Genomic DNA, 23,978 nt, shown 5'->3' with positions numbered 1-23,978 from the left:
TCTGGGCGTAACTTCCCCAAACCCACGGCAGTGGGTGGGTCGATCTCAGGGTGGTTACGGGGTGTGCTGCGGGCGCTGCTTGAGCAGATGGTCGGGCAGGTAGCGGGCCGGGATCGGGAAGCGGCAGTGGCTGCGGGTGTCGATCAGGTAGACCACTTCGTTGTCACCCTCGCCCCAGTCGATACCCAGCCAGATCGGCTCAGGACCTGCAAATACCTGGTCCCAGGCGCGCTGGGCGAGTCGCTCGGCCATGAACTGGGGAACCTCGAGGCCCTTGACCAGATGATTGACGCAGGCGCCGAACAGCCGGTCGGCGCCGGAGGACAGGTACTGGTTCGCGTTGCTCCGTAAGTAGGCTGCGGCGGCCTGTTGCATGGTGCTGCGATAGTCGTTGCTGCCGTTCATTGCATGCACTCCATGTGGTCCAGCAGGTCCAACTGGTTGGTTGCGGCCGCGAGGTCGCGGTGTGCCAGTTGACGGGTTTTCGAAGGTGCCATGGGGAGCACCAGCAGTGGCCGCTCGAGGCCCGAGGGGCTGAGCTGGTAGTCCCAGCTCAGGGAGCCGGTGAAGGTGGCGCCGCAGAGCGCGTTTGTGCATTGCGCGTACATCGAGCGGAAGCACGGGGTCTGGCCTTCGGAGGAGCGGATTCGCATCCGGCTGTGGCAGCAGGGGCAGACTAGCTTGTAGACGCTCACGCCTTGACCCTCCTGTGTAGGGTGATCACTGCGCCGACCTCGGCGTGCCGTGCGGCCAGATGTTGGCGGTGAGCGACAATGATTTCAGCGAGTTCGGCTTCGTCGATCTCACCATCGCGCAGCGCCTCGGCGATGATGCGGTCGACCTCTCCACGCTTGATGGCGGTGGCGACGCCCCTCGCGTACAGGTCGAGGTTGTCCAGCTGAGCCGGATCGGGCATTTGCACGAACATGCCGCCATACAGGTGTGCGACGTACTCGGGGAAGTGGCTGGTGCCGGTTTCCTGCTCGAGCAAGCGCAACTGGTCGTCGCTGAGCGGCTTGCTGCCGGCGTTCTCGTAGGCGTGGTTGTCGAACTTCTTCAGATCGAGGCCCAGGCGGGCGGCGGCGCATTCACGACCGCCGGGGTAGGCGCCGATGATCGCGCTGACCACCTGGCGCCGCGTTTCTAGGAGCGGGCGTTTCATCTTCTGGTGTCTCTCCAGGGCGGTGGCCATTACTGTTTGTCTGCAGCTCGGCGGATACCGGGGACAACATCTGCCCCTATCTCTTCAGATAGGTCCTTGAGAATCGCGTAGGCGAGGCGGCCATTAGGAAAGCGATCCGCTCCTGCCCAGCGAGCCACTACCTGGGTGACATTGCGTGGCTCGTAGCCGCGAGCCAGGGCGAACTTCCGGTAACTGCTGCCCTTTTCGACGAGACGTGCACGGATCTGATTAGGGGTCATAGATCGAGTGTTCCCATATAGATAAGATGTACTCACTCGGACATATGTTAGGCACTCGTTTGGAAATGTCAACAGATAAAAATGCACAAATGGAAACTTCTGTGCGGCTGCGTGCGGCCTTGGAAGCCAAGGGGCTTTCGATAAAGGAAGCTGCAGAAGCCTGCGGAATACCGTACAGATCGTTCCAGAACTATACCCTGGGGCTGCGGGAGCCGAACGCTGAGGCCTTGGGAACGATAAGTTCTCGATTGGGTATCTCTGTTGACTGGCTGCTTACAGGGGATGGCCGGATGCTCAGAGGCGTATCCGTAGGAGAAGCGCCCGGTGGGGCGGAGAACCCTCGTGAGCAGGCCCTGTTGGCACTTTGGCGCGAACTAGACGAGGGCGAGCAGCGAGAAATACAGCTTGCTGCTGAGGAAAAGAAACGTCTGAAAATTCTGGAGCAGCGCCTTGCGGAGCTGGAGGCCGTTGTCGCTGATGTTAAAAGGCTGGCATGATCTGTTCTTATTAGGAACGGGCATGGACGGAAAGTCATGGCGGTGCTTGGTAGCAGGGAGCGGCTTGTGCTTCAACAGCGTGGGATTGAAGTGGTGTCGGGTGTCTACGGTACCTACTACTCCCTCACGAGCAAGGGGCTGTACTGGCTCTTCAATCACGTCCATGAGGTCCGGCCCACAAAACTCCGGTTCTCCATCCCACTTTTGAAGTCACTTGCCTCTGTCCAGCCGACCAGCAACTGGCGAAACCTCCGTATCACCGCGGTAGTCCTGCCCACCTACAAGGCTCAGTACTACCAGTTGGCGGTTTACCTGAATGGTTCTCCGCCACGGCAGATCTACTATTCCCCGGTCGAGCGTAGCGTGCCGGAGGAGTTCAATCTTCTTAGCGGGGCGCCATTCATCTCGGCGGCAACACACGGGGTAGGCGAGGTAAGAGGCCAGCTCACTGAAGTAGAGCGGCAACGGCTCACCGCAGGCGAGTACATTGAGGTGGCGCTCTGATGAGGACTTGTGCAATGCAACGCCCAATGAGAAAACTTTTCAAGGGTAACTGTGTTCTTGCTTGAAGTTTTTAAATTATGGGGGTGTCTGCCTTTAATGAGTTTTTCTTTGTTGTGCGCTTTTTTGATTTGTTATGGGAGGGTATATGGACTTAGAACTAGAGAAATTCAGAGCCAGAATACTTGTGGTGGTTGGGCGAATGGTGATGTTTTTGTTTTTCTTGGTTTTTCTAATTTCGGCGATGAAGAGCATTGCTATTAGTCTTGATGGGAACGATCTCGGTGTCTTCGTTAATGTCAGGAATTCGATACTTGATCTCTATCATAATACCCAGTACCCAGTCGTGAGTTGGGTTTGGGAATATTCTCCTGTTTTTTATAATTATCAGGTTTCTAGTCTTTTTACCTTTGGTTGGATGGTGGTGTTTCTGGGTTTCTCGATTGGTGGAGTGTTTTTATACATGGGCAAGAAAACCCTAAGAGAGCATGATGAGGCAAAGAATGAAGCGAGAAAGAGTAAGTTGACTGAGGCCTATAAGAACAAGCTTGGATGAGGTCTGTGTGTCTCTGGTCTGCTCTAATTGTGTAGGCTAATTACATAAAGATGTAATCAAGAGAGCTCGCTGTAGAGTTTGAAGGTTCTATCTTTTGGTTGATGCTTATTTGGAAAATTGTGTGGGGACAAGGTGAAGCGTAAACCTTTAAGCAGAACATTGGCTCTGAGACCTGCGATTTTCGCAAAAGAGATAGGCAGGAGTCTATCAGATCTCATGGCAGAGGCCTCAGCTGCGTGTATCACTGTTGGAGATAGACAAGTCCATGATGAACATATTGGGCCAGAAGGCCCTGAGATTGATCAGACTTATTTCTATAATAATCTGAGGAATTATGGCAATGGTGCTGTGTTTTTTGAGCTTTGGTCCTATATACCTGGACGTATGCCCGCTGGGTTTACCCCTGACCCTAATGTAAATAATGCCTCATATGATATTGCGCAGATTGTAGATGGCCGAGGAAATCCAAAGGAGCTTATTCAAATATCACATGTTTTAATATTTGGAAATGTAGTGATAGTTGAAGCTAGTAAAGGGACGGGTGGCTCTTTTCTTATTCAGAAGTATATCAACAAGCTTCTGCGCGCAAAATGTGCACCTAGGCCTCCTACTGTCATGCTGACGACGGCTATTTCTTCTGATCTAGATAAGGAGATTGAGCAAGGGGGTGGCGCCGTTTCCGTTTCTCTTGGTATCTCTGCGGCACAAGAGCAAAATGAAAATAGAGTTGCAGGACTTCTCTCGAGGGCCCATTCTGTTTTCAGTAAGACAGGCTTGGTTGCGTTAAGTTGGACGGCAGAGAAGGATAGCGTTCTCGATACTGAGGAAGTTGTAGAGGAAGCTTGTACAGCTAAAGATGATGAGTTTGATCGAATATTTATTAAGCTAAAGCATGGAAGTATTAAAGGGCTTTCAAGGTATAAAATATCTATGCCTATAACTGTTCGGGATGCTGGCGGAAGGAACCCTGATCATGCAGAGATTCGAGAGAGCATGATTCACTATCTTGGGCTCCTTATGGCTCCCGATAAGAAAGGCAATCGAGTTATTGACGATGAGGGTAACATGATAGGAAATGGCTAAGAACTGGCTTCCTGAAGAACTAATTAATGTATGGCTTGTTGTTAGGGAGTTTGGTACTGTCTCAAGAGAGGCTCATAATCGAATATTCTCACTGTTGATTAATATGGTCTTTATGTTGTGCGGGTGTGGGGTCGGCTATAGCCTGAGTCTCTCGGCACAGGATAAGGTACTTGACTCAATAATAAGTTTTTGTGGAATAATTATTGGTTTTGTTATTACTGCAATGCTCTTTTCTGGGCGGAACCCTGCTGCTGATAAGTTGAGGTATGAGCAGGCAAAGGTATATGCTCTGAAGACAAAATATATATTGCTCTCTCAGACGCAGACCTTAATTGCTTTCCTGTTTTGTGTGGGGTTTTGCTTGCTAACAATAATGATTAAGAATTCAAGGGTTAACTTGCTTGATTCGTTATTGCTTTTTTCTTTGGCAATGGGGTACTTTTCTTTAGGCGTTTATCGGACGATATTTCTTCCTTTTCAAATATACGATGTTCATTCTTTTGCGCTGGACTCTCTAGTACTGGAGAAAGAGGAGCAAGCTAAAGATAAGGTAAAAAATATTATGGACGGATTTAAAGAAGTGCAGTGATTTTGAGGCGTCTTAGGATGACTCCTTCGTTGAGTGTTGCGCTTCATTTTTATCGTTGCCTTTTTTGATTTCAGAGGCTTTAGATGCTTTGATCTATGTCTCTGGATCGGAATATTGTCCCCCGTAAAACACAGTTTCCTTTTTTAGGTCAAGCGTCTTTGCATAATGTTTTATTAGCATCTTACGGAGGGTTTCGTTCTCCACCTCTAGGGCCTTGTTCCTCTTTTTAACTTCTCTTATCTCCTGTAGGGCTTTGTTTAGTAATTTTTCTATCTTTTCTTTCTTATCTTTTTCTGAGTTACCGAAAAGAATATCGGAAATTCTTTTTTTTAGATCGTTGTTTGATTTTGTTAGTATCGAAACTTGGTTTTTAAGATTTTCTACTTCGGATAGCTTTTTTCTAGGGTTGGGAGGGTTGGCTTTTGCACTATTTATCTTAGCGCGCCTTTTAGCAAGCTTTTCCTTTCGAGACTCCTCTTTCTTCAGCGCCACTTTAAGTAAAGAGTCAATCATTGACGTCTCATTACTTATTTCTGCTATTTGGTTGGTGGGCTTGGGTGCCGTTGAGGTGCAGCTTCTCCCTTTCTCCAGAGCTTCTAAAATGGCGCTGCCAAAAGTGGTTGTTGGCTTTTTTGCGGTTGACTTGGAATTTTCCATTTCCGATCCTCCCGAGGTACGCTTAACTTATTTACATCTTCTTCAGGAAGATTTCCAGAGGAAGTTATTAACTTTCTCTCCTAACCGGATGCGCAAATCCCTGTAATATGGAGAATCGAGCGGCTAGCGAGCCGCCTGCAGGCGCTTCCACTCCCGATCCACAGCCCGCTTCGCGCTGCCCTTGGTGCTGTACAAGTAGCGCAGGCGGCGTGGCTTGCTCTGGTCTCCCGCGGTGATGGTCTTCTCCGTCCCACTCTTCTCGTCGCGGTAGTAGGCGATGATGCCGGTGTAGTCGCCGCCGGTGTCGTCGGCCAAGTCGCTGACCAGGTCCTCTGGCAGCTTGCTTTCCAGCTCCAGGCTGGTGATGTAGCCGCCGTCGGCGCTGAGGCTGTGCTGCACATTGCCGCCGTACCAGATGATCGCATCGATCTCCGTCTTCACGCCCTGCAGGGTGTAGGTCAGTTCCGGGATCAGGTCCGGCCGCCCCTTGGCGAGCACGTAGCTGAGCGTGGCGCTGCCACGCTGTAGGCGGTTCCACTTGGCGCGGGCGGCGCGCAGGGCGCTCTGGCGGTCGCTGTAGGTGTGGCGCAGGTCCTTCAGGTTGTCGCCCTTGGCGCCGGCGATTGCCTCCTGCTTCTTCGCGCTGTTCACGTCGTAGAAGTACGCGCGCACGCCGTCGTAGCTGTCGCGGTCGGCCTGCAGGTAGCGGTGCTGGTCGCCATCCTGGCGGGTGAGGTTGATGTGCGGCAGCGCCAGGCCGCTGGCAGTCTTGCCGCCGCCGGCCGGCAGGCAGAGCAGGCAGCCGGCTTTCACGGTGGCCACCGCATCGAAGTCCTCGCCCAGGCGTGTCAGCAGGTTGGCGTCGGACTCGTTGGCCTGGTCCAGCTGCAGGATCGGCAGGCCCGCCAGCGCCGGCGCGAGCACCGGCTTCAGGTTGTTGCCGAGGGCGATGTCGGTGAGCACGTCGCCCAGCGTCTTCGGGCTGCTCCAACTGCGCTCGCGCTTGACCTTCAGGCCCTTGCGCAGGTCCGCCGAGCGGGCACGGATGCTGAGCACGTCCGGCGCGCCGCTGTGCTCGGTTTCGTCGACGGTGTAGGTGCCCTTGTCGACCAGTCCGCTGTCACTCCAGCCCAGCCAGAGGTGCAGCACGGCGCCGCGCGGTGGGATCGCGAGCAGCCCGTCATGATCGCTGAGTGTCACGCTCAACTGATCGGCCTCGAGGCCGCGATTGTCGGTCAGGTCCAGGGCGATCAGTCGTGGGCTGATGAGCTGGGCGATGTCGTTGCCGTCGACCGTGAGCCGGAACACCGGCACCGGGTAGCCGGCGTCGCGCTGCAGCTGCTCGACGGCGCTGGTCAGGTAGCCCGTTACGCGGGCGAGGGCGACATCGATCACAGGATGCGTCTCAGCAGGTTGCCGGCGGTACCGAGGACCGAACCGAGCAGATCGGTGCGGCCGTCGTCGATGCGTTTGAGCTCGAGGGAGAACTCGATCCGCCGCGGGGTGCCGTCGGCGAAGAAGAGTGTCCGCGTCTCGGTGACGCGCTCGATCACCCACAGGCCGTAGATGCGTCCGGTGCCCTCGACCATGGGCCAGGCCGACCCGGTGTCAGCCATCTGCCGCAGCACGTCCAGGCTCAACGCGCTGCCGGCCAGCTCCGGCAGCAGCACGCCGGGCAGGGTGATCGCGTCGTCGCCGCGACCGACGAACTGGCGCGCCGGCTGGGCACCGATGCGGCTGCTGCTGGCGTGTCGCCACTCGGTCTGCCGCTGGAACTCTTGGTAGGCCAGCGTGTGCAGGCTGAAGACGAACATCCCGAGGGACAGCATCATGGTGGTTACTCCCGGTCCTGCAGGCGGGCGCGCAGGCGTGCCGCCTTGTTGCGTTCGCGCTCGTCCAGCAGTTGGCTGAGCGTGCGTTTCAGGTCTGCGGTGTCGCTGCCCGCGCCGGCCTGGATGGTGATGTAGTAGGTGTCGCCGCCGACGCTGATCGCTGCTGGCGCCGAACTGACCGGGGGACGGTTGTCGATGGTGATGGCCTGCGCCGGGGCGCTGGCGCCGAGCACCAGGGCGCCGATGGCGCCGGCGCTCTTGCCCAGGGCGCCCAGCATGGCCAGTAGCGGCTGGTCGAACGTCGGCGGCGTGATCGCAGGGCGGGGGCCTCGGGCAAACTCCCCGTCGAGGCCGGCGACAGCCTGACGGCCCGCGCTGACCAGGCCTTGGCCGAGACGTGCAATCACGCCCAGCGGGCCGGCCTGGCCGGCGCCGAGGCCCTGGGCCAGGCCGTCCATGGTGAACCCGCCCAGGTCGGCGAATACCCGCGACGGCGAATGGATGCCGAGCTTGTCCTTGAACCAGTCGATCGCGGCGCCGCCGACGCGCTGGACCGCGCGCTTGATCTGCCCTATGCCGGCGAGCAGGCCGTTCACCAGGCCCTGGACGATCATGTTGCCGAAGTCGCTGAAGCGCGCCGGCAGGTCGATGCCCAGGTAGCCCAGGACGCCGGCGAAGGCGCGGTACATCAGGCCGAGTGGGTTGAAGTCGAGGAGGATGCGGATGATCCCGCCGATCCCGCCGTTCAGGCCCGCCTGGATCTCTTCCCACATCCCGAGCAGGTACGCCTTGACGGCGTCCCAGTTGCGATAGATCAGGTACGCGGCGCCGGCCAGCACCGCCACGACGGCGGCAATTGCCAGGACCACCGGGTTGGCGGCCAGGCCCCACAGCGCGATGCTCACGACGCGCAGGGCGGTCACCAGCGGGCCGATCAACAGGCCGGCCAGCATGCGGATCGGTGCGAACAGCAATTTCAGCAGGCCGATCAGGCCGGGCAGGCGAATGCCAATACTGGCGAACATGAAGCGTAGCGCGATCATCGGCCCCAGGACTCCAGCCACAGCGATCAACAGGCTTCCGACGGTGGCCATCAGCGCCGAGAACGCAGCAATGGTGATGACGATGGCCTTGCTCAGCAGAGGATTCTGTTTGAGGAACTCGCCGACCTCGTGCAGCAGGTGGCTGAAGTCCTGGGTGAGTTCGCGCATCCAGGCGTTGTTCTTGTCGAACAGCTCGACCGAAATGTTTTCCCAGGCGGCATGCAGCATGGTCATGTCGCCCCGGAGGTTGTCCAACTGGGTAGCTGCGACCTGGGCTGCTTCGCCTTCACTGTTGTCCAAGTTGCCGCGCATGGTCTGGAACTGGCCGCTCTGCACCGCGCGCATCAGGGTGCCGAAGGCGGTCACCGCGTACTGGCCGGCGATATCCTTGAAAATCGCACCGCGCTGAAGGTTGCCCATCGAGCGGGTCTTGTCGTTGATGTCCTTGAGGATATCCAACATGTCGCGCATGTTGCCGGCACTGTCCTGGGTAGTGACACCCAGCTTGGCCACCGCCTTGGACAGGCCCAGGCGGGTCAGCACTGAACGCATCGAGGTGCCGGCCTGGCTGCCTTGCACGCCAGCGTTGCCCAGCAGCGCGGTGGCCGCCGTGACGGTTTCCAGGCTCTGGCCATACTCACGACCGACGCCTGCGGAGTACTTCAGCGACTCGCCGAGCATGCGGATATCGACGTTGTTGCGAGTGAACGCTGCGGTCATGACGTCGGCCACCTTGTTCATCTTTTCCGCAGGGATGCCCATGGCGGTTTGGATGTTGGAGGCGATATCGGCGGTTGACCCCAGGTCCATGTTACCGGCGGCGGCGAGGTTAAGCATGCCGGGCATGGCGCCGAGAATCTGCTGCGGGGTGTAGCCGGTGCGGCCCAAGAAGTACTGACCCTCGGCGACTTCCTTGTCGGTGAACTTGCTCGACAGTGGCAGGGTCCGGGCCTGCTGCCGCAGGGCCTGCATCTGTGGGTCGTCCTTGCGCTCGATACGGGTGACGGCCTGGGTCGCCGACATCGTGGCGTCGAATTCGTAGCCGACATTGAGCAGTTGTTTCAGCACTCCGCCCGTGTACATCCCAGTTGCGCGCGCAGCCATGCCGGTTCCGCCCAGCGCGGCAGCGCTCTGGATGCCACGGCTGTAGGAGTTGCGGGCGTGGGTCAGGCGTTCCTGCTGCTGGCTGAGGTTGCGTAAGCGCTGCGCCTGGCTGTTGATGGCGCCATTGGCCGCCTGGATCTGCGCGCGCAAGTCGCGCTCATGCTGGCCGAGGTTGCGGGTGCTGATGCCGGCGTTGCTGAGGCGCGTGCGCAGTTGCTGCAGGGCTTGGCTCTGCTGCAGGTGTTGCTGCTTGAGGAAACCAGCTTCACGGATGGCCCGGTTGTAGTCGCGGGTGAGCGCACGGGTGGGGTTGCCGGCGGTGGCCATCTGCTGGGCCAGCGCTTTCACCCGGGCCTGTTGCGCGGCCAGCGCGGTGCTGACCTGCTCCAGAGCGCCGCGCTGGGTACGGAACGCGCGCACGTCGCTCTGCTGAGCGTTGAGCTGCTTCAGGCGCTCGCGAGTTGCCTTGAGCGCCCGGGCCGTCGCGTCGCTGCCTTGCATGATGCGACGCAGGGGAGCGGTGGCTCTGTCGATCGCGCTGAGCAGCACGCGCAGCTGCAGGTCATTCGCCATAGGCGGAACTCCGTACCCGGGCGCGTTCGCGCCATTCCATCAGTTCGGTGAGCGAGAGCCGGTCCATATGGTCCGGCGCCCAGTGAAACGTCACGGCCAGGTCGGCCATGGCGTTTTCTACGCGATCAGGGAGGCTGCCGCCTTCGCCCGCTTCTGCAGCAAAAAACCGGCGATCACCTGGCCGCAGGCGAGCAGGTCGGCCGGGTCCATGCCGGTGGCCTCGGGCTCGGTGATGGTCGGCTGGCTGATGCGCGGCAGGATTTTGATGGTCGCGGCCACATCGAACTGCAGCAGGTCGAGCAGGTGCAGGCCGCGCAGTTCGCCAGAGGAGGGCTTGCGCAGGGTGAGCGATTCGATGGACTGGGCGCCGCGCTTGATCGGCTGGTCGAGGGGGACGACGTTGTCGGGAGCGTTCTGCAGGTCAGCGGGAGTCTGTTCGGTTTTCATGGGCGTCGGTATCCAAGGGGGAAAGAAACCGCCGGCCGGGCCGGCGGGAAGGGATTACAGGCCGATGGCCTTGCGCTGTGCCTCGAGCAGGTCCTTGCCGTTGACCTTCTCGACGAAGTTCAGCAGGTCGATCTCGATGACTTCCTCGCCGTTGACGACGAGCTTGTAGTAGCTGCAGGTGGTGGTGATCTTGTGCTCGGTGTCTTCGCCGGGCTGGGCGTCACCCATTTCGATGGTCTCGTGCCGGCCGCGAACGACGATTTCGACGGGCGTGACTTCGCCGGTATCGTCTTGCTGGAATGAGCCGGCGAAGCGCAGCATGACGCCGCTGGCACTGACTGCGCCGTACTGTTTGAGGGCTGTCAGATCCAGGCCGCCGAGGGTCCACTCGAACTGGATGCCGTCATCGTCGAAGCCGAGGTCGGCCTTGACCGGGCCGTTCATGCCGCCCCCGCGGAAGGCCTCCATCTTGCGGGCCAGCGGGGGCAGGGTGCAGGACTTCACGACGCCCTGGTAGCTACCGCCGTCGTTGAAGAGGTTCATGTTCTTGAGCTTGCGCGGCATGGCCATGGTAGGGCTCTCCGGGAATCAGGTGGGTCGGCTCCCCGTCCGGGGAGCGCTGGGTGTCAGGCGTTGACGCGGCTGGCGAAGTCGACGAGGTAGCTGTCGGTGATCTTCTGGAAGAAGGTCAGGTCCTCGAGCGGCGGCACCGGGGTGTAGTCGTAGGTGATGCGCAGCTTGCCGGCCTTGAGCGTGTCCTTGTCGTTCATGTTGGGGTCGTACCAGGCTTGGGCGTCGATGATCAGACCGAGCCCCTTGAGCTCGCGGAACTTCGCGTTCACGCCCTCAAGGATGTCGCGCACCAGTGACGGGTGCATGGGCTTGTCGACCGCCCACATGTGCGCTTCGGCGATGGTGTCGGCCAGCACCTGGGCGGTGCGGGTGTAGTTCTCGAAGGCGAACAGCGGATCATCGCTGCAGGTGCGCGAACCCCAGAAACGGAATCCCCCTTCCTGCACCAGGGTGGTGACCTCGTTCTCGTTGAGGTAGTTGGCGTCGGTGCTGGGGCTCTGCAGGTCCCAGAACACGTCGGCGCTGATGCCGGTCACGCCGTTGACGGCGACGTTCGACAGGGTCTTGTGCCAACCGACCTCCTGATCGATCCGGGCGCGCAAGCCCAGGGCCTGGGCAACAGCTGGCGTAGGCACGGTCTGGTTGACCACGGTGCTCCAAGTCAGGAAGTCCGGCCAGATCACCATGGCTTCGCGCGCGGCGAAGTTCTCGCGGTAGGCGGTGGCCTCTTCCTTTGTCTTGCAGCCGCTGGCGGAGACATAAGCGAAGGCGCGCAGTTGCTGGGCGATGGCGATGAGTGCGGTAGCGACCGGCTGGGTGTCCAGACCCGGCGCGCCGAGGATACGCGGTACCACGCCCAAGCGGGCCTTGGCAGCGAGCAGGGCCTTCATGCCGGTGTACTTGCCTTCGGCGCTGACGCCGCCGATGACGGCGCTATTGGTCGCGGCTTCATCTTCGCCCGGCTTCACCCGCACCACCACAGTGGCGGCGTTGGCCTGGTCGGCGATCGCCTGCAGGCTGGCGGCCAGCGTGCCGCTGGTGCCCGCCTTGCCGATGGCAGCCTGCACGTTGGTGATGAGTATCGGCGTATCGAGCGGGAAGGCGGTGGCGTCGGCGTCTTCGGCGGTGGCTACCAGGCCGATGATCGCGGTGGCGATGGTGCGAATGGGGCGGGTCCCGTCATTGATCTCTTGGACCCGGACACCGTGATGGTATTGGTCAGCGGCCATGGGGTGTGCCTGTGCAGTGGTTGGATGACACTGCACAGGCTGCCGCGCGCGCGGTGGAACAGCGAGCGAGGCGCCTTGTGGCACGGCGCTCTACAAAATGTCAGGACGCCAGTTCGCCTGCCAGCCATTCCGGCGCTCTCGGCCGGTGTTCTGCGAGCGGAAACTCTCCAGCTTCCGGCCAGTCCCGGAGTGCGCGCCGGTAGGTCTGTAGTGCGCTGTATTTCTCGGCGTCGAGCGTGGGCACGTCCCCGGCCTCGATCTCATCGCGGTGCCGGGCAACCAGTGAGTCTGTTTCGCGCAACCGTGCGTCGCGCCAGATGCGCTCGAAGCTCTCCCGTTCGTCCCGTGTGGGAGCTGGTGGGTCCAGCAGGATCGGCCGCCCGTCTTTGCCGACCGCGATGCGTTTGCCACGTGCCTGAGCCGCGAGCAGGTCCGCGTGCTCGTCTGCGGTGATCTCGACTGCGTCGTCGGGGATATCGGTGTTGATCGCTGTGTCGTAGAAGGCGATGGGTTTCGTGCCGAAAAAGTGCGACATGGTCTGTCCTCAGTAACCGATTGCGACGTAGTTCACGACGCCGGCCATCTCGCGTGGCGTCGATCCGCTGTTCAGTGAGCAGGCGATCGCCGTGGGCGTAATGCTTCCTGACCAGACGCTGAACCCGTACCAGCTCGAACTGGTCCCGCCGTATTGCAGCGACGGCACGACAGTCAATGGACCGTTGGGGAACGCGATGGGTAGCGTGGCCCATCCGGTGCTTTCGCCGGTGCCGGGCGGAATGCTGACGCTGCCGAACTGCAGAATCAGGCCGCTCGGCAGCTTCTGATAGCCCGGCGACGAGCGCAGCGCGGGGAATGCCGGGGTGGCTTCGATAAGCCACATCGACGCCTGGTATTTCGTGAGGGAAATCGACGTGCCGTTGGGGATGATGTAGGTGGTAGCAGTCCCGGAGGGGTCGGTTGCGCTGATGAAGCGGTCGGTTGTCGAGCGTTGCACCAGCGTTACGGTGAAGCCGCTCAGGTTGACCAAGCGCAGCGAGGCGCCTTGTGGGAGCGCCGAAAGTTGCGGAGTCGTCCACGTCGCCTCTCGGTTATGTGCGCCGGCCACCACAGTCAGGCCGACGAGGGGGGCGTCGAGGATAGCATCGCCCGTCAGCACCGCTGCGCCGGCCATGCTACCGAGAGCGGCACGCACATATTCGGTCGTGGCGATCGACGAATCCCTATCGAACGCCGCCGGTGTCGGCGCGTTGGGGGAGCCTGTCAGGGTGAGGCTATCGGCGAGCTGGACATCTATCGTTACGTCGCTCGAGCCATCGAACTGAACACTGCCGCTGGCCTGGCCGCTCAGCGTGAGTTTGCGAGAGTTCACGAGTTGCACGGCTTTCCCTGCGGGCTTCGTTCCGTCGATCAGCCCATCCACGAGACTCTTCAGCGCGGCGGTCGGGCGTGACACATGGCTGATTAGCCACAGGCCTGGCTGGTACTTCGAGATAGTTGCGGTGACGTTGTTCGGTATCGTGTACGAGATTGCGACGCCGGACGGGTCGTCCGCGCTGATGTAGTGATCCGCAGCGGTACGCTGGACCAGCGTCAGTGTCGAACCGCTGATGTTGACGATGTGGAACGACGCGCCAGTTGGAAGAACAGATAGGTTCGGCGTGGTCCATGTGAAATCGCGGTCATGCGAGCCCGCGACGAGGATCGAACCGATTACCGGTTCATCCAGCACCGTATTGCCGGTGTATGAGATTGCGCGCGCGGCGCTACCCAGGGCCATTCTGACGTACTCGGTCGTCGCAAGCTTCTGGTCGTGTGCGAACAATGGTGGGGTGGGGGCTGTTGGTGCTCCGCTGAATGCCGGTGAGAAGAGCGGGGCGTAGCTCTTCAACTGGTCGAGTACATAGGCGCGCGTGGCAAGCACCACTGCAGGATCGATCTTCAACTCGACGTTGGCGGAGTTGCTGACGATCAGGTTCATGCGCACAACCTGCGTACGTCCCGATCCCTGATTCAGCAACGGTTTGAAGCTGGGCGCGCAGTTTGCGACCGCGACAAGGTCGTTGTCGGCATCGTAGAGCCCGATTTCACGGATCCACCAGCCGCCGACGTTCTCCGGGATGATCTGTTCGGCGATGATCACCGCCGCATTCTGCGGATCCACCTTCAACTGGTTGAGCGGCGCCCGGCGTCGCTCGTTGACCAGCGCGGTCTGGGTGGGGGAGGGAATCGGGTCGGTGCCGCCCGCGTCACCCACGCCCATCTGGGTAATCTTCCATGGGATGCCCAGCGCATCGGCGTTGGCCTGCTTGGCCGCGCCGATGTTGGTCAGGATGGCGAAGAACTGTGAATTCTGATCGATCATGGGTACACATCCAGGGTATCGATGGTGTGATCGCGACCGCCCCGGCCGATGGTGCCGGTGACTTCGATGTCGCGGGGGCTCGGGGGATAAACGTCGATTTCGTCGCCGTCGTAGACGGCGGCGCCCAGGCGCACGCTGCCGGTGCTCTCAAGGCTGATGGCGAGGCCGACGAGGTGCCGGGTCAACGGCTTGGCGTCGTCGATCAGCCAGGTCAGTTCCTCGTACATCTCTTCGGTGATACCGGTTTCGAGTACGCCGACCAGCAGTTCGAAGGTTCCGGGGATGCCGGCCGGCGCCTGCTGCCACCACTCACGGACCTCGATCAGATACCCCAGTGGTTCAACTACGCGGCGCAAGGCGCCGATCGTGCCCTTGCGCGAATGGATGAAGAATGCCGAGCGGATGGCGCCGCGGCGTGCCGATTCAGGCCACGCGCTGCTCCAGCGGTCAACGGAAAACGCCCACGCGAGGTACGGCAGAAGATTCGCAGGGCAGGTATCAGGGTTGCAGAGCGTGCGCAGCGGGATCGGTACCCGCTGTATCTCCGCCAGCGCCTGGGCTGCCAGGCGTTCGAGCTCGGAGGCGTTGCGAGGCAGCAGTGGAAGCGCGGTCATGGCTCGGTACCGATAGTGAGCGTGATGTTCGTGCAGTACGGCGCCTGGCTTGCAGTGGCGGCGATGTCTTCCCAGCCGGCGAGTTCGACTTTACGAACCCCTTCGACGTGCAGCGCGGCATGGATCGCCGACTCTGATACTTCCATCCCCAACCGCCGTCGTTGAAAGACATAGGCCTCGAGCTGCGCGCGGGCGGCGGCCTGGATCGGCTCGGCTTCGGGGCCGATGGTCGTAAGAAACAGCGATGCGCTGATGCTGTACTCGATGACTTCGGCGCTCTGGACGATCAGTCGGTCGGCGACTGGGCGGCGATCTTCGTCTGAGAGATAGCGCTCTACGACGGCCAGCAGCTCTGCTGGCGCGGTGCCGTTACCGATGGCCGACTGCACGGTGACAACGGCGACCGCGGGCGATGGGCTGACGGCCGAGGCATCGCCGACGCGGCCGTCGGCGGCGCGGGCGTGGAAGATGTAGCTGTTACGCGGTCCCGCGGTGCTGAGGCCTTCCCAGGCCATCTGCGCCCGCTCGCGTAGGCTGTCGTCGGACTCCAGCAGTTCCGGCACGGGCGGCACCTTCGACGGATCTCCGGGCTGGATGACCAAGCGTCTGACGTTGTAGTTCGCGGCGAGCTGGTCGAGGTCGGCGCCCTGGGCGCTGGCCAGCATGTTGGCGAGAGCCGCCTCGTTGACCCGCTGGCGCCAGAGCATTTCGCGGTACGCGTTTTCCTCGAGCAGCTTGGTCAGCGGCTCGGACTCCAGGGCGAGGCGGGCGGCGATTTCCGCCTGCTGATCCTCCGGCCAGAGGCTGATGGCGTAGGCCTTGCGCTCGGCGAGTATCTGCTCGTAGTCCAGCTGCTCCACCGCGTGTGGTGGTGGCAACTGGCTGAGGTCGATGGCGACGAAGTTCGTTGTCATGCGCTGGCGCCCATCTGCAGGGGGATGCTCAGGTTGTGCGGCTCGTTGCTGTCCACCAGGGTGGCGTCAATCTCCATGAGCACCTGGCCGGCCAGGTTCTGGCCGGTGATCTGGACACGGCTCAGGCGGATGCGCGGTTCCCAGCGCATGAGGGCCATGGCGGTGGCGGCATAGATCTGCAGGCGGGTGGTGTCGTTGAACGGAGCATCGATCAGCTCCGGCAACTGGCTGCCGTATTCGCGCCGCATGACGCGGCTACCGATGCGAGTGGTGAGGATGTCGGCGATCGACTGGCGGATGTGTGCCAAGCGGTCGATGGCGCCGCCGGTATGGGCATTCATTGCGGTTTCCCCGTCGTAGCGCCGCCCGGCATGACGCCGCCGTGGGTATGACCGACCAAGCTGATGCCCTTGGCGATCACGTCGACGCTCACCGTGACCTTGCCGGTGACGGTTTGGTTGCCGGTCTGGATGTAGTCGCCCTGGTGGGTGATGTCGCCGACGATGTGGATGCCGCCGTCGCTGATGAGCTCGGTGGTACCGCCGGCGGGAAGAACTGCGCGCAGGTGGTGGGCGGCGCTGTCGTACTCGATCACCGCGCCGTCACGGTAGGTGGTGCGATGCAGGGCGTCGCGGTCGCCGTTGGGCGGGATCAGGTCACTGAACAAGCCGGTCAGGACCACGCCATTGGCGGTCTGCCCGGATGGGCTGAAGAGCAGAACCTGCTCGTCCAGGGTGGGGGCGTTCCATTCGCGGTCGGCGCCGGCCCGCGGCGATGCCCAGGGCAGCCAGCCGGTCAGCAGGTCACCGGTCAACACACGGACGCGCTGCGCGGCATGGTCCACCGCGGCGATGGTGCCGAGGCGGATCAGGTTCTCGATCATGCGGGAGAGGGTCGCAAAGTCAGCCATGCGCTAAGCATGTGCTGTTATGGGAAAGGATGCGGGCATCGGGGCTTGTACGAGCCTTGCGTACAAAGGTTATATATTCACAAAAATTCGCTCTTGCGCAGTATTGGGGTTATGGCGTATTTTTTTCTCTGTCCGCTTGTTTTGAGCGGTTATTAAATGATGCCCAGGAGGGCTTTTATGAACAGCGATTCTGCGAAAAGGGGAGAGTTGGCGCGTAAAGCGCGATCAGTTCTCGGAGCTAGCACAGCGGAAGCTGCGCAGCTGGTACATGTCTCCAAACGCACCTGGGAACTCTGGGAGTCCGGCCAGCGCGAAATGCCGGAAGCGTCCTGGGAGCTCTTTGTTTACAAGATCACCCATGGCATCACTCCGACTGATGAGCGCGAGCTGCTTGTGGTTGTTGACGATAACCAAGCGCCGTTGGATGTCGTTTCGAGTGACACCTTCCTGAACCTCAGGGAGCAAGGACAGGGGGAGTATGAGATCAGCTCCATGGCTGTGAGTCGCGAGACTGGCCGCCAGTACATTCACCGTACTCGCTTCAAGCTGAAGCCTTACAACGAACACGTACTGAAATTTGCCGAGCGCCATCGGCAGTGGGATTGATGTTGGATGTCAGGGGGGGAGATGCTTTAGGACACCGCTGCGGATGCTGTCTAGATCCGCGGCGGTGAACCCTAGAAGGGAGCGCTGCGCATATTGGACTTCAGGAGCGCCAGGCTCAGCACGGTCCCTCAGCCCGTACTGGTGAACCCGCGCGATGCGTGCGATCCGACCAGCGAAGGAAACCGTAATCGCCTGGGCGTCGCCCTTGGCGCGTAGATAGCGCACCGTGCGCAGCTTCTGGAACATCTTGATCTTGCGCCGAATACGGCCCTGCTTGCCGCGCAGTTCGCGCTTCTTGCGAGGCTCGTAGGCGCTGCCGTCTGGGTTGCGCTGTGCCATCACGCGCTTCTGTTGGCTGCGCCGTAGATCGCGGGCGAGCGAACGCGCGAGGGCAGCACGAGGGCCTGGCTCGAGGGCGCGTAGAATCGGCCCTGCCCAGTCTTCCAGAGCCTCGAGGCTGTCAGCCATTGGCCGGGCGCCTGATCTGCGGCGTCTCGAGCATGACGGCCTCGGTAGGCGTCGGCGGCGTCCACTCGGCCAGCAGCTCGCCGTTGGCGAGCATCTGCATCGGCCCATCGACCGCGATGGCCTCGGTGAGCTGGGGCTCTTCCGGGTGACTCACGTCGTAGCGGCCATCCTCGCGGCGCTTGACGACGACACGCTCGGTCAGTGGCAGGACGATACCGAGGTCGACCTTGCTGCGGTCGAGCATGTCGGCCTCGAAGGTGATGCCGTCCTGCACCTTGGTGAGGTTGGCCAGCAGATCCGACTGGTTCACCAGCAGCCAGCCGAGCAGCGGCAGAAACACGCTGTCGGGGTGCCCGGCGAAGTCGGTGAGGATCACCTGCAGGTCATAGGCGTATTCGAAGGACAGGCTCTCGGCCGAGGTGCTGCGGACCCGGCCGTTGTCGATGAATATCACCAGGCGGTCGCCGTTGTTCCTGAGTTCCGGCACGGCGGCGAGCAGATGCGCTTTCAGGCTATCGGGCTTGTTCATGGGTAGCCCCTTGGGTGCGGATGATCATGTCGACCTTCGCGGCGCACTCGGCCCAGGCCAGGCCGATACGCTCGACCTCAGTCTGTAGACCGCCGTTGTCCTTCGGTGCCGCTGACTCCAGGCTGCAGGGCGTCACGGCGGGACAGCCACTGATGATAAGCGGCCGCTCCGGTGATAGCGGGGCGCTGTTGCAGCCGGCGAGCAGCATCAGGCAGAGGCTGGTCAGCCCACTGGCGATAGGGTTCATCGTCACGTTTCAGGTCCTCGATCAAGCGTTCGCGGATGGCCAGCGCCTGGCGCAGTTGCTGCCGCTGTTGGTCCAGGTCGGCCTGGGCCTGGCGCTCGCGGGAAAGGGCGGCCTCGAGGGCCGTGATGGTGCCGGCCTGGCGGGAAAGCTGGGCGTCGCTGGCTTTCCTCGCCAACTCGGCCTGGGCCAGGCGGGCCTGCGCCAGGTCGATGCGCTGCTGCTGTACCCACAGGAGCAAGCCGAGGGCACCGAGCAGGGCGGCGCTGTACAACACCTGGCGCAGAAGGCTCACGTGCTGGCCTCGGCGCAGTTGGCGTGTTGCTCGTAGGCTCGCGCGAGCTTGGTGTCGTAGAGGTTCCGCTTGTAGTCGGGGCCGTTGTAGAGGCGGGCGAAGTCGGCCCATTTGCGAGCCTTCAGCGCCTTGTGTAGCGCCGGGTCGGTGTCGATGAAGCGGACGAACGCTTCGAACTGGGCCGACTCGCTGCGCCCCATGGACTCGGCGAAGGCCTGCACGCTGACGTAGCCCAGGCGTTGCCAGTGGAAACCCATGATCTGGAAGGCGCCCCAACTGGCCGACTCCAGGGCGGCGGTATCGTCGATCTGGCGCGCGTTCGCCAGGCGCTGGTGCTCTGCGGTTCCACCGGCATAGCCGCCCGGGCGAGGGTTCACCAGCGCGGGGAACTGTGCGGCCAGTTGGTCGGCGGTGACCTGATCGTGGGCGGCGAGACGGCGGTACATGATGTGGCGTTCGAACAGGATTGCCGGCTTGCCGTTGCCCAGGAACCCCTGGCCGTTCGACTCGACCTGGTTGACTGCATAGATCGTCGCCAGCGGCAGGCCGAGGCGAGCTCCGGCGGCGACGAGGTCGGCGTTCTGCAGCAGGTGCGAGCAGTCAGCGCCGCCGAGGGCGGACAGTGTCTTCGGGCCAGCGATGCCATCGGCGACCAGTCCATGCGAACGCTGGAAGGCACGCACCGCGTCCTCGGTGGCGGCGCCGAAGTGGCCGTCCTCGTAGAGGTTGGCGCCGGCCCAGGTGTTCAGTCGACGCTGAAGCTGGAGGACCTCTTGAGAACGGTCACCATATCGAAGGGTCATGCGGATGGCCTCAGCAGGGCGGCGACGTTGCCGCGGGAACGGAAGATCAGCAGGCACAGCAGGGTGGCGACGATGGCGTGCCAGATGCTGACCGGTGGGCGGTAGAGCAGGATTTCCAGGCCGCAGATGGCCATGGATGCGCCGAGCAGGCTGGCGAGCAACGAGACGCTGCGGCGGAAGCGGGCGCCGCAGCGCTGGTAGCAGACCAGGCGCAGCGCGGCAGCGATGTAGGCCAGGGCGGCGATCAACGGAACGGCAGTCATGAGCATGTCAGCGACCTCCTCGGATGCGGCGCCAGAGGTCGTCGAAGTCGACCTTGTCGACCCAGGCGACCGCCTTGAGGCTGAGGGGAATGACTACCAGGGCGCAGACGAAGGCAGAGAAGGCCAGGTTGGTCAGCCAGGGCACACGGGCGAGGGCGACATCGGCGAACAGGTAGCCGACGCAGGTCGGCAGGATCAGCGACAGCAGGCGCGACCAGGCCTTCAGGTCCTGCTTCGTGCCGGTGGTCAGCCAGGCACCGAGCAGGGCGCCGAACAGCATGCCGCCGTCGACCGGAAGGGTTACGCCCAGGCCGAGGCCCATGATGGCGCCGGCCGTGGCGGTGGTGGTGAGGTCAGCCATGCGGGGTGGTTCCTTGCAAAGTGGTCAGTCCCATAGGTTCACCATCTGCCGTTCCGGGGCGGCTGTCGGAATGTCCGGCATGGTGACCTTGAGGCCAGGGGGGAGGGTGGGGCCGTGGTCGGCCAGGCCGTGGTTCGCCTCGAGGACCGCCTCGGTCACGCCGGCGGTGCGGCCGTAGTGCCGCCAGCACAGCGCCTCCACGGTGTCGTTCTGGTGGGCGATCGCGACGGCGGCCATCAGATCAGCTCCACCGTCGTGCGGGGACGCTTGAGAAAGTCGCGGATCGCCCAGCGCTGGTCGCGGCGGTAGTCGTCGATGGTGGTTGCGATGTCCTGGGCCTTGTCGTTGCCGCTGGTGGTGGTGTCGTACCAGCGGTAGCGCTCGGCCACTTCGGCGGCGGTGGCAGACTGCACTGCGCGCAGATACAGCTGCACCAGTTCGGAGGTGTCCCGCACCTTGTCGGACGGCACTTGGGCGAGTTCGGCATAGCCGGCCGCGATCTTCTCAAGGCGCCAGGCCCGCAGCTCGCGGTTGACGCTGATCACCGCGGCAATGACCGCGACTTCGAGGCGCGCCGGATCGACGCTGGAGTCGATGCGCAGGTTCTCCCGCACATGCTCGAGTTCGATGGTGGGCCAGAAGGGATCGCTGTTGATGTGCCCGCTCGGGACCGGGCCGTTGGCGATGAATCCGCTCATGCTGCTGCTCGCTTGAGGTCGCCGGTGGTCGGGGCGTCACTGCTCAGGAAGGAGAGGACCTGGCAGATCGGCCCCGAGCCGGCGGGGCGCGGGGTACGCTAGGTCAACCGCCAGAGGCGGTCAGTTTCTTCTGGAGCCGTTCGGCGGCCTCCAAATCCTTCTTCCCGCCGCACTTGTCGTGCAGTTGGATCGCGCGCTTGAGCAGATCGATGCCGGCTTGCACCTGCCCGGGTTGACCGGGGCTCTCCACAGAAAGGCCTTCCAGGGTGGCATGGCCGGCGGCGAGGTAGAGCTTCGCGCGGGCTTCGTCGGGCATGTCGGCCTGGTCGGTGAGCAGGAGGGTGCGATGCAAGGTCGCAAGGTCGAAGCTGCCGCCGGTCTTCTGTGCCTTGAGCGCGGCCTCGGCGATCTCTTCGGCGATGACGCAGCCGGAGGTACGCGCGAAGCGGTCGGGCATGACCAGGTCGTGTGCGAGCACGTAGTCGGCGATGTCCAGGGCGCCGGCGTAATCGCCGGCATCGATGCGCCAGAGCATGACAGTGGTGACCACCTCGTCCTGGGCGCCCTTGCCGGCCTGCAGCACGCCGGAAATGTACGGCTGGTAGGCCGGCAGCAGCTCGACCTTGAGCGCTGCCTTGCCTTCGCCGGATTGGATGTTCTTCAGTCGGCTGCGATCCTGATACAGCTGGGCGAGCTGCAGCTCATAGGCGTTCGCGCCTTCCATGCCCTGGTGCGGGGCAGTGGCCGCCGCCTCTTGAGCGGCGGTCACGCGCAGGAAGTGCGCCTTGGCGGGACTGAAGGCCATGTCATCTACTCCGCGACTTCGATGTTCTCGACCAGGCAGCCGAGGCCGTAGTCCTCGACGACGTAGGCGTCGTTGCTGGACTCGTAGTTCTCGATGCGGTTCTTCTCCGGTACCTCCTTCAGGTAGCGGCGTCGACCGCCGATCTGCCAGTAGAGCGACAGGTTCTTCAGGGTGGTGACCATGAGGCCCTTCTCGGGCACGTAGGGCACTTCCACCGGCGGCAGGCCGCCCATGCGCTTCTGCGACAGGATGAGGTCGGTGGCGATCTTCTCGGTTGCCGGCTGGTCCTTGTTCACCATCGGGAAGTACTTGTCGTGGACCAGCTCGCGGCCGAGGATCACCACCAGGCCCGGGTCGCGGCGGTGCCAGGGATCGATCAGGCTGCTGACCACGTCGAACACCAGGGCGTCGAGGTTCTTGTAGTCGGCGTCGGCGCCGTTGCCGACTACCACCTTGCCGGTGGTCTTCCCTTCCTTCAGTACCCGTGCCGGAGCGTTGTTGCGGTACTGCTGGAACCAGCCAATGTTCACGTCCTGCAGCAGTGGGTTGGCGGCGCGGTTGGTGGTAGCCGCGGCGCTGGTACCGTTGAAGCCGATCATCAGGCGGTCGAGGGCCTGGCGCTTGAGGATCGCGTCGCGCAGCAGGGCCTGGAACTCCGGGAACTTGGCCCAGGCGTCGAGCATGGCGTAGGTGATGGCGGTGTCGAAGTCGGTGTGCTTGCACTCGTAACGCTGGTTGTTGAGCGCGGACACGTCGCGCGGCTTGCGTACACCGTCGCCAGTGGTATCGGTACGGCTGGCGATAGTGCCGCTGACGCCGATGCCGATCTTCTCGCCCTGCAGCTCGTCGACGCCGTAGACGTTGATCTGCTTCAGGAACTCGCTGGACTCCTGAATACGTTGCTCCAGCTTCTGCTGGACACTCGGCTCGACGGCGAAGGTCTGGACGGCGGAGTTCACGCCGTTGAGCTTGGCGAGCTGCGCCAGGTAGGCGTCGAACTGTTTGCGGGTTTCGTTGCGCATGGTGCTTTTCCTTTGGATACCGGGGCGGGGGACGGTTAGCAGTCGGTCAGGGCGACACTGCCGCCACCGGTGACCGGGGGCCGCTGCTGTTGGCTGTGGTCCCGGGTGCTATCGAGGGTGCTCTTGAGGTCCGCCAGTTCCTTGGTGACCTTGTCCAGCTGGCTGGCCAGTTGCTGGGTCTGCTTCTTCTGCTCGCCGAGTTGCTCGCCCAGGTCGCGGCTGTGCTCGGCGATCGCTTCGACGGCCTCGCCGACCTGGCCGAACTCGGCTTGGGTGCGGGCTTCCTTGCCCTTGAGCAATTCCTTGACCTTGGTGAACAGCGCTGCGCCGACCGAGGGCTTGTCCTCGTATTCCTCGAACTCAAGGGTGCCCTCTTCGGCAGCGCTGAACAGGGTGTCGGGATTGGTCTTGCGGCTGGCGAGGGTCCCGTTCTTGGCACTGAAGGAGAGCGCCTCGGTACCCAGGCTGGCGGGCGAGTCGGTAATGGCCAGGCCGACCAAGTAGGCCTTGCCGGTGTCGGCGAACTTGGGATCGATCTCGACCGAGGTGTAGACCTTCTGCCGCTGCTTGTTCAGTTCCAGCAGCGCCTGGTTGGGCTCCAGTTGGGCGAAGAGGGCGAGCTTCTTCTGCCCGTTGATGTCGATCTCTTCCGCCTTGCACGCCAGCACGTCGCCATAGGCGCCGAACTCACCAGCCGGCCAGGCCCACTTGATGTGCTCGCAGTTGATCCGCGCGCCGTAGGTGTTCGGGTCGTACTGCGCGGCCATCTGCTCGATCCAGTCGCGCTCGATGTTGCGGCCGTCCGTGGTCGCCCCTTCGACGGCGATGCGGAACCATTTGCTGCGGAATTTCTTCATGCCGGGAGTCCTCAATGCGGCTGATGCGGGGTGCATGGCAATGAGGGGCATGTTCGGGACGCGCGCGCGGCCCAGCAATCAAGCGGGATTGTAGGGCGCGGAGCTACAAGGGGCGGCGCTA

General features: G+C 62.0%; 34 protein-coding genes and 1 pseudogene. 6 read left to right on the top strand and 29 right to left on the bottom strand.

The window, feature by feature from the left end; translation table 11 throughout:
* Nucleotides 1-54: 54 nt before the first annotated feature.
* From HMPREF2886_RS20630 to HMPREF2886_RS20620, 3 genes are read right to left on the bottom strand one after another with little or no spacing between them, the layout of a single operon-like run.
* Complete coding sequence (locus HMPREF2886_RS20630; protein WP_070748232.1) at nt 55-405, bottom strand: hypothetical protein; 351 nt, start codon at nt 403-405, stop codon at nt 55-57.
* A complete protein-coding gene (locus HMPREF2886_RS20625; RefSeq protein WP_034063875.1) occupies nt 402-695 on the bottom strand; it encodes an ogr/Delta-like zinc finger family protein in 294 nt (97 codons plus the stop codon). Before HMPREF2886_RS20625 ends, HMPREF2886_RS20630 begins: the two co-directional genes overlap by 4 nt.
* Nucleotides 692-1,162, bottom strand: coding sequence for a YmfL family putative regulatory protein (locus tag HMPREF2886_RS20620; RefSeq protein WP_034086376.1), 471 nt, complete (start codon nt 1,160-1,162; stop codon nt 692-694). The genes HMPREF2886_RS20625 and HMPREF2886_RS20620 overlap by 4 nt, the downstream gene beginning before the upstream one ends.
* A 325-nt stretch (nt 1,163-1,487) precedes the next feature.
* Here HMPREF2886_RS20620 and HMPREF2886_RS20615 point away from each other — a divergent pair, with 325 nt between their 5' ends.
* The 5 genes from HMPREF2886_RS20615 to HMPREF2886_RS34355 all read left to right on the top strand — a co-directional run bounded on the left by HMPREF2886_RS20615 (nt 1,488) and on the right by HMPREF2886_RS34355 (nt 4,648).
* Nucleotides 1,488-1,919, top strand: a complete 432-nt coding sequence (locus HMPREF2886_RS20615; RefSeq protein ID WP_226342740.1) for a helix-turn-helix domain-containing protein — start codon at nt 1,488-1,490, stop codon at nt 1,917-1,919.
* Nucleotides 1,920-1,955: 36 nt separating this feature from the next.
* Nucleotides 1,956-2,423 (top strand): hypothetical protein, encoded by a 468-nt coding sequence (locus tag HMPREF2886_RS20610; RefSeq protein WP_058128948.1) that lies wholly within the window; start codon nt 1,956-1,958, stop codon nt 2,421-2,423.
* 145 nt (nt 2,424-2,568) lie between these two features.
* Nucleotides 2,569-2,976, top strand: coding sequence for a hypothetical protein (locus tag HMPREF2886_RS20605; RefSeq protein WP_070748230.1), 408 nt, complete (start codon nt 2,569-2,571; stop codon nt 2,974-2,976).
* A 216-nt stretch (nt 2,977-3,192) separates the two neighbouring features.
* Nucleotides 3,193-4,059, top strand: coding sequence for a hypothetical protein (locus HMPREF2886_RS34360; protein WP_126565998.1), 867 nt, complete (start codon nt 3,193-3,195; stop codon nt 4,057-4,059).
* Nucleotides 4,052-4,648 (top strand): hypothetical protein, encoded by a 597-nt coding sequence (locus HMPREF2886_RS34355; RefSeq protein WP_126453141.1) that lies wholly within the window; start codon nt 4,052-4,054, stop codon nt 4,646-4,648. Before HMPREF2886_RS34360 ends, HMPREF2886_RS34355 begins: the two co-directional genes overlap by 8 nt.
* A 93-nt stretch (nt 4,649-4,741) precedes the next feature.
* Here HMPREF2886_RS34355 and HMPREF2886_RS34350 read toward each other — a convergent pair whose 3' ends face one another.
* The 14 genes from HMPREF2886_RS34350 to HMPREF2886_RS20545 all read right to left on the bottom strand — a co-directional run bounded on the left by HMPREF2886_RS34350 (nt 4,742) and on the right by HMPREF2886_RS20545 (nt 16,906).
* Entirely contained in the window at nt 4,742-5,305 is a 564-nt protein-coding gene (locus tag HMPREF2886_RS34350; RefSeq protein ID WP_139148416.1) for a hypothetical protein, read from the bottom strand.
* A gap of 123 nt (nt 5,306-5,428) precedes the next feature.
* The gene (locus HMPREF2886_RS20600) at nt 5,429-6,700 is read right to left on the bottom strand and encodes a phage late control D family protein (protein ID WP_070748227.1); all 1,272 of its coding nucleotides are present in this window, start codon (nt 6,698-6,700) and stop codon (nt 5,429-5,431) included.
* Complete coding sequence (locus HMPREF2886_RS20595) at nt 6,697-7,137, bottom strand: phage tail protein (RefSeq protein ID WP_015967206.1); 441 nt, start codon at nt 7,135-7,137, stop codon at nt 6,697-6,699. Before HMPREF2886_RS20595 ends, HMPREF2886_RS20600 begins: the two co-directional genes overlap by 4 nt.
* A gap of 5 nt (nt 7,138-7,142) precedes the next feature.
* Nucleotides 7,143-9,857, bottom strand: a complete 2,715-nt coding sequence (locus HMPREF2886_RS20590) for a phage tail tape measure protein (RefSeq protein WP_070748225.1) — start codon at nt 9,855-9,857, stop codon at nt 7,143-7,145.
* On the bottom strand, nt 9,847-9,966 hold the full coding sequence (locus HMPREF2886_RS33610) for a GpE family phage tail protein (RefSeq protein ID WP_083318584.1): 120 nt from the start codon (nt 9,964-9,966) through the stop codon (nt 9,847-9,849). The genes HMPREF2886_RS20590 and HMPREF2886_RS33610 overlap by 11 nt, the downstream gene beginning before the upstream one ends.
* 8 nt (nt 9,967-9,974) lie before the next feature.
* Nucleotides 9,975-10,304, bottom strand: coding sequence for a phage tail assembly protein (locus HMPREF2886_RS20585; protein WP_034070824.1), 330 nt, complete (start codon nt 10,302-10,304; stop codon nt 9,975-9,977).
* Between the two features lie 54 nt (nt 10,305-10,358).
* A complete protein-coding gene (locus HMPREF2886_RS20580; protein ID WP_023093077.1) occupies nt 10,359-10,874 on the bottom strand; it encodes a phage major tail tube protein in 516 nt (171 codons plus the stop codon).
* Between the two features lie 56 nt (nt 10,875-10,930).
* The gene (locus HMPREF2886_RS20575; protein ID WP_070748223.1) at nt 10,931-12,106 is read right to left on the bottom strand and encodes a phage tail sheath protein; all 1,176 of its coding nucleotides are present in this window, start codon (nt 12,104-12,106) and stop codon (nt 10,931-10,933) included.
* Between the two features lie 100 nt (nt 12,107-12,206).
* A complete protein-coding gene (locus HMPREF2886_RS20570) occupies nt 12,207-12,641 on the bottom strand; it encodes a phage tail assembly chaperone (protein ID WP_070748222.1) in 435 nt (144 codons plus the stop codon).
* Between the two features lie 9 nt (nt 12,642-12,650).
* Nucleotides 12,651-14,468, bottom strand: coding sequence for a phage tail protein (locus HMPREF2886_RS35065; RefSeq protein ID WP_070748220.1), 1,818 nt, complete (start codon nt 14,466-14,468; stop codon nt 12,651-12,653).
* Nucleotides 14,465-15,082: a phage tail protein I gene (locus HMPREF2886_RS20560; protein ID WP_033985172.1), complete on the bottom strand. Its 618-nt coding sequence runs from the start codon at nt 15,080-15,082 to the stop codon at nt 14,465-14,467. Before HMPREF2886_RS20560 ends, HMPREF2886_RS35065 begins: the two co-directional genes overlap by 4 nt.
* The gene (locus HMPREF2886_RS20555) at nt 15,079-15,996 is read right to left on the bottom strand and encodes a baseplate assembly protein (RefSeq protein WP_070748218.1); all 918 of its coding nucleotides are present in this window, start codon (nt 15,994-15,996) and stop codon (nt 15,079-15,081) included. The genes HMPREF2886_RS20560 and HMPREF2886_RS20555 overlap by 4 nt, the downstream gene beginning before the upstream one ends.
* Nucleotides 15,993-16,337 carry a GPW/gp25 family protein gene (locus tag HMPREF2886_RS20550; RefSeq protein WP_070748216.1) on the bottom strand — a complete coding sequence of 115 codons (345 nt, stop codon included), beginning with the start codon at nt 16,335-16,337 and terminating at the stop codon, nt 15,993-15,995. The genes HMPREF2886_RS20555 and HMPREF2886_RS20550 overlap by 4 nt, the downstream gene beginning before the upstream one ends.
* Nucleotides 16,334-16,906 carry a phage baseplate assembly protein V gene (locus HMPREF2886_RS20545; protein ID WP_070748214.1) on the bottom strand — a complete coding sequence of 191 codons (573 nt, stop codon included), beginning with the start codon at nt 16,904-16,906 and terminating at the stop codon, nt 16,334-16,336. Before HMPREF2886_RS20545 ends, HMPREF2886_RS20550 begins: the two co-directional genes overlap by 4 nt.
* A gap of 177 nt (nt 16,907-17,083) precedes the next feature.
* On the opposite strand from HMPREF2886_RS20545, the gene HMPREF2886_RS20540 reads away from it, so the two are divergent.
* Nucleotides 17,084-17,512, top strand: a complete 429-nt coding sequence (locus HMPREF2886_RS20540) for a helix-turn-helix domain-containing protein (protein ID WP_070748212.1) — start codon at nt 17,084-17,086, stop codon at nt 17,510-17,512.
* A 9-nt stretch (nt 17,513-17,521) separates the two neighbouring features.
* Here HMPREF2886_RS20540 and HMPREF2886_RS20535 read toward each other — a convergent pair whose 3' ends face one another.
* From HMPREF2886_RS20535 to HMPREF2886_RS20485, 12 genes and pseudogenes are all read right to left on the bottom strand, one after another.
* Nucleotides 17,522-17,980, bottom strand: a complete 459-nt coding sequence (locus HMPREF2886_RS20535) for a phage virion morphogenesis protein (protein ID WP_023089204.1) — start codon at nt 17,978-17,980, stop codon at nt 17,522-17,524.
* Entirely contained in the window at nt 17,973-18,509 is a 537-nt protein-coding gene (locus HMPREF2886_RS20530; RefSeq protein WP_070748210.1) for a phage tail protein, read from the bottom strand. The genes HMPREF2886_RS20535 and HMPREF2886_RS20530 overlap by 8 nt, the downstream gene beginning before the upstream one ends.
* Complete coding sequence (gene lysC, locus HMPREF2886_RS34855) at nt 18,493-18,762, bottom strand: Rz1-like lysis system protein LysC (protein ID WP_228482461.1); 270 nt, start codon at nt 18,760-18,762, stop codon at nt 18,493-18,495. Before lysC ends, HMPREF2886_RS20530 begins: the two co-directional genes overlap by 17 nt.
* Nucleotides 18,686-19,159: pseudogene (gene lysB / locus HMPREF2886_RS35060) on the bottom strand (Rz-like lysis system protein LysB); the annotation flags it as partial. The pseudogene lysB and the gene lysC, both read right to left, overlap by 77 nt.
* Nucleotides 19,045-19,851: an N-acetylmuramidase domain-containing protein gene (locus HMPREF2886_RS20520; protein ID WP_023127748.1), complete on the bottom strand. Its 807-nt coding sequence runs from the start codon at nt 19,849-19,851 to the stop codon at nt 19,045-19,047. The gene HMPREF2886_RS20520 and the pseudogene lysB, both read right to left, overlap by 115 nt.
* Nucleotides 19,848-20,120 (bottom strand): phage holin family protein, encoded by a 273-nt coding sequence (locus HMPREF2886_RS20515; RefSeq protein ID WP_015967189.1) that lies wholly within the window; start codon nt 20,118-20,120, stop codon nt 19,848-19,850. Before HMPREF2886_RS20515 ends, HMPREF2886_RS20520 begins: the two co-directional genes overlap by 4 nt.
* Before the next feature lies 1 nt (nt 20,121).
* Nucleotides 20,122-20,475 (bottom strand): putative holin, encoded by a 354-nt coding sequence (locus HMPREF2886_RS20510; RefSeq protein ID WP_023127747.1) that lies wholly within the window; start codon nt 20,473-20,475, stop codon nt 20,122-20,124.
* 24 nt (nt 20,476-20,499) lie between these two features.
* Nucleotides 20,500-20,712, bottom strand: coding sequence for a tail protein X (locus tag HMPREF2886_RS20505; protein ID WP_003098378.1), 213 nt, complete (start codon nt 20,710-20,712; stop codon nt 20,500-20,502).
* Entirely contained in the window at nt 20,712-21,173 is a 462-nt protein-coding gene (locus HMPREF2886_RS20500) for a head completion/stabilization protein (RefSeq protein ID WP_022580431.1), read from the bottom strand. Before HMPREF2886_RS20500 ends, HMPREF2886_RS20505 begins: the two co-directional genes overlap by 1 nt.
* A 103-nt stretch (nt 21,174-21,276) precedes the next feature.
* The gene (locus HMPREF2886_RS20495) at nt 21,277-21,978 is read right to left on the bottom strand and encodes a phage terminase small subunit (RefSeq protein ID WP_022580432.1); all 702 of its coding nucleotides are present in this window, start codon (nt 21,976-21,978) and stop codon (nt 21,277-21,279) included.
* A 5-nt stretch (nt 21,979-21,983) separates the two neighbouring features.
* On the bottom strand, nt 21,984-23,000 hold the full coding sequence (locus HMPREF2886_RS20490; RefSeq protein ID WP_022580433.1) for a phage major capsid protein, P2 family: 1,017 nt from the start codon (nt 22,998-23,000) through the stop codon (nt 21,984-21,986).
* Between the two features lie 35 nt (nt 23,001-23,035).
* Entirely contained in the window at nt 23,036-23,857 is an 822-nt protein-coding gene (locus HMPREF2886_RS20485; RefSeq protein ID WP_015967183.1) for a GPO family capsid scaffolding protein, read from the bottom strand.
* Between the last annotated feature and the right edge of the window lie 121 nt (nt 23,858-23,978).

The organism is Pseudomonas sp. HMSC066A08, assembly GCF_001813025.1.
In the GTDB taxonomy this organism is placed as follows: domain Bacteria; phylum Pseudomonadota; class Gammaproteobacteria; order Pseudomonadales; family Pseudomonadaceae; genus Pseudomonas; species Pseudomonas aeruginosa.
The sequence above is the reverse complement of the archived record's forward strand: the minus strand, read 5'-3'. Positions and strand labels throughout refer to the sequence as shown.

Coding starts and splice junctions, on each gene's coding strand:
- HMPREF2886_RS20495 (WP_022580432.1), bottom strand. CDS start 21,978: ATGGCCTTCAGTCCCGCCAAGGCGCACTTCCTGCGCGTGACCGCCGCT.
- HMPREF2886_RS20560 (WP_033985172.1), bottom strand. CDS start 15,082: ATGACCGCGCTTCCACTGCTGCCTCGCAACGCCTCCGAGCTCGAACGC.
- HMPREF2886_RS20505 (WP_003098378.1), bottom strand. CDS start 20,712: ATGGCCGCCGTCGCGATCGCCCACCAGAACGACACCGTGGAGGCGCTG.
- HMPREF2886_RS20520 (WP_023127748.1), bottom strand. CDS start 19,851: ATGACCCTTCGATATGGTGACCGTTCTCAAGAGGTCCTCCAGCTTCAG.
- HMPREF2886_RS20575 (WP_070748223.1), bottom strand. CDS start 12,106: ATGGCCGCTGACCAATACCATCACGGTGTCCGGGTCCAAGAGATCAAT.
- HMPREF2886_RS20485 (WP_015967183.1), bottom strand. CDS start 23,857: ATGAAGAAATTCCGCAGCAAATGGTTCCGCATCGCCGTCGAAGGGGCG.
- HMPREF2886_RS20610 (WP_058128948.1), top strand. CDS start 1,956: ATGGCGGTGCTTGGTAGCAGGGAGCGGCTTGTGCTTCAACAGCGTGGG.
- HMPREF2886_RS20490 (WP_022580433.1), bottom strand. CDS start 23,000: ATGCGCAACGAAACCCGCAAACAGTTCGACGCCTACCTGGCGCAGCTC.
- HMPREF2886_RS20580 (WP_023093077.1), bottom strand. CDS start 10,874: ATGGCCATGCCGCGCAAGCTCAAGAACATGAACCTCTTCAACGACGGC.
- HMPREF2886_RS34355 (WP_126453141.1), top strand. CDS start 4,052: ATGGCTAAGAACTGGCTTCCTGAAGAACTAATTAATGTATGGCTTGTT.
- HMPREF2886_RS20535 (WP_023089204.1), bottom strand. CDS start 17,980: ATGGCTGACAGCCTCGAGGCTCTGGAAGACTGGGCAGGGCCGATTCTA.
- HMPREF2886_RS20550 (WP_070748216.1), bottom strand. CDS start 16,337: ATGAATGCCCATACCGGCGGCGCCATCGACCGCTTGGCACACATCCGC.
- HMPREF2886_RS20620 (WP_034086376.1), bottom strand. CDS start 1,162: ATGAAACGCCCGCTCCTAGAAACGCGGCGCCAGGTGGTCAGCGCGATC.
- HMPREF2886_RS20630 (WP_070748232.1), bottom strand. CDS start 405: ATGAACGGCAGCAACGACTATCGCAGCACCATGCAACAGGCCGCCGCA.
- HMPREF2886_RS33610 (WP_083318584.1), bottom strand. CDS start 9,966: ATGGCCGACCTGGCCGTGACGTTTCACTGGGCGCCGGACCATATGGAC.
- HMPREF2886_RS20540 (WP_070748212.1), top strand. CDS start 17,084: ATGAACAGCGATTCTGCGAAAAGGGGAGAGTTGGCGCGTAAAGCGCGA.
- HMPREF2886_RS20590 (WP_070748225.1), bottom strand. CDS start 9,857: ATGGCGAATGACCTGCAGCTGCGCGTGCTGCTCAGCGCGATCGACAGA.
- HMPREF2886_RS20545 (WP_070748214.1), bottom strand. CDS start 16,906: ATGGCTGACTTTGCGACCCTCTCCCGCATGATCGAGAACCTGATCCGC.
- HMPREF2886_RS20555 (WP_070748218.1), bottom strand. CDS start 15,996: ATGACAACGAACTTCGTCGCCATCGACCTCAGCCAGTTGCCACCACCA.
- HMPREF2886_RS35065 (WP_070748220.1), bottom strand. CDS start 14,468: ATGATCGATCAGAATTCACAGTTCTTCGCCATCCTGACCAACATCGGC.
- HMPREF2886_RS20605 (WP_070748230.1), top strand. CDS start 2,569: ATGGACTTAGAACTAGAGAAATTCAGAGCCAGAATACTTGTGGTGGTT.
- HMPREF2886_RS34350 (WP_139148416.1), bottom strand. CDS start 5,305: ATGGAAAATTCCAAGTCAACCGCAAAAAAGCCAACAACCACTTTTGGC.
- HMPREF2886_RS34360 (WP_126565998.1), top strand. CDS start 3,193: ATGGCAGAGGCCTCAGCTGCGTGTATCACTGTTGGAGATAGACAAGTC.
- HMPREF2886_RS20515 (WP_015967189.1), bottom strand. CDS start 20,120: ATGCTCATGACTGCCGTTCCGTTGATCGCCGCCCTGGCCTACATCGCT.
- HMPREF2886_RS20530 (WP_070748210.1), bottom strand. CDS start 18,509: ATGAACAAGCCCGATAGCCTGAAAGCGCATCTGCTCGCCGCCGTGCCG.
- HMPREF2886_RS20510 (WP_023127747.1), bottom strand. CDS start 20,475: ATGGCTGACCTCACCACCACCGCCACGGCCGGCGCCATCATGGGCCTC.
- HMPREF2886_RS20570 (WP_070748222.1), bottom strand. CDS start 12,641: ATGTCGCACTTTTTCGGCACGAAACCCATCGCCTTCTACGACACAGCG.
- HMPREF2886_RS20595 (WP_015967206.1), bottom strand. CDS start 7,137: ATGATGCTGTCCCTCGGGATGTTCGTCTTCAGCCTGCACACGCTGGCC.
- HMPREF2886_RS20615 (WP_226342740.1), top strand. CDS start 1,488: ATGTCAACAGATAAAAATGCACAAATGGAAACTTCTGTGCGGCTGCGT.
- HMPREF2886_RS20500 (WP_022580431.1), bottom strand. CDS start 21,173: ATGAGCGGATTCATCGCCAACGGCCCGGTCCCGAGCGGGCACATCAAC.
- HMPREF2886_RS20585 (WP_034070824.1), bottom strand. CDS start 10,304: ATGAAAACCGAACAGACTCCCGCTGACCTGCAGAACGCTCCCGACAAC.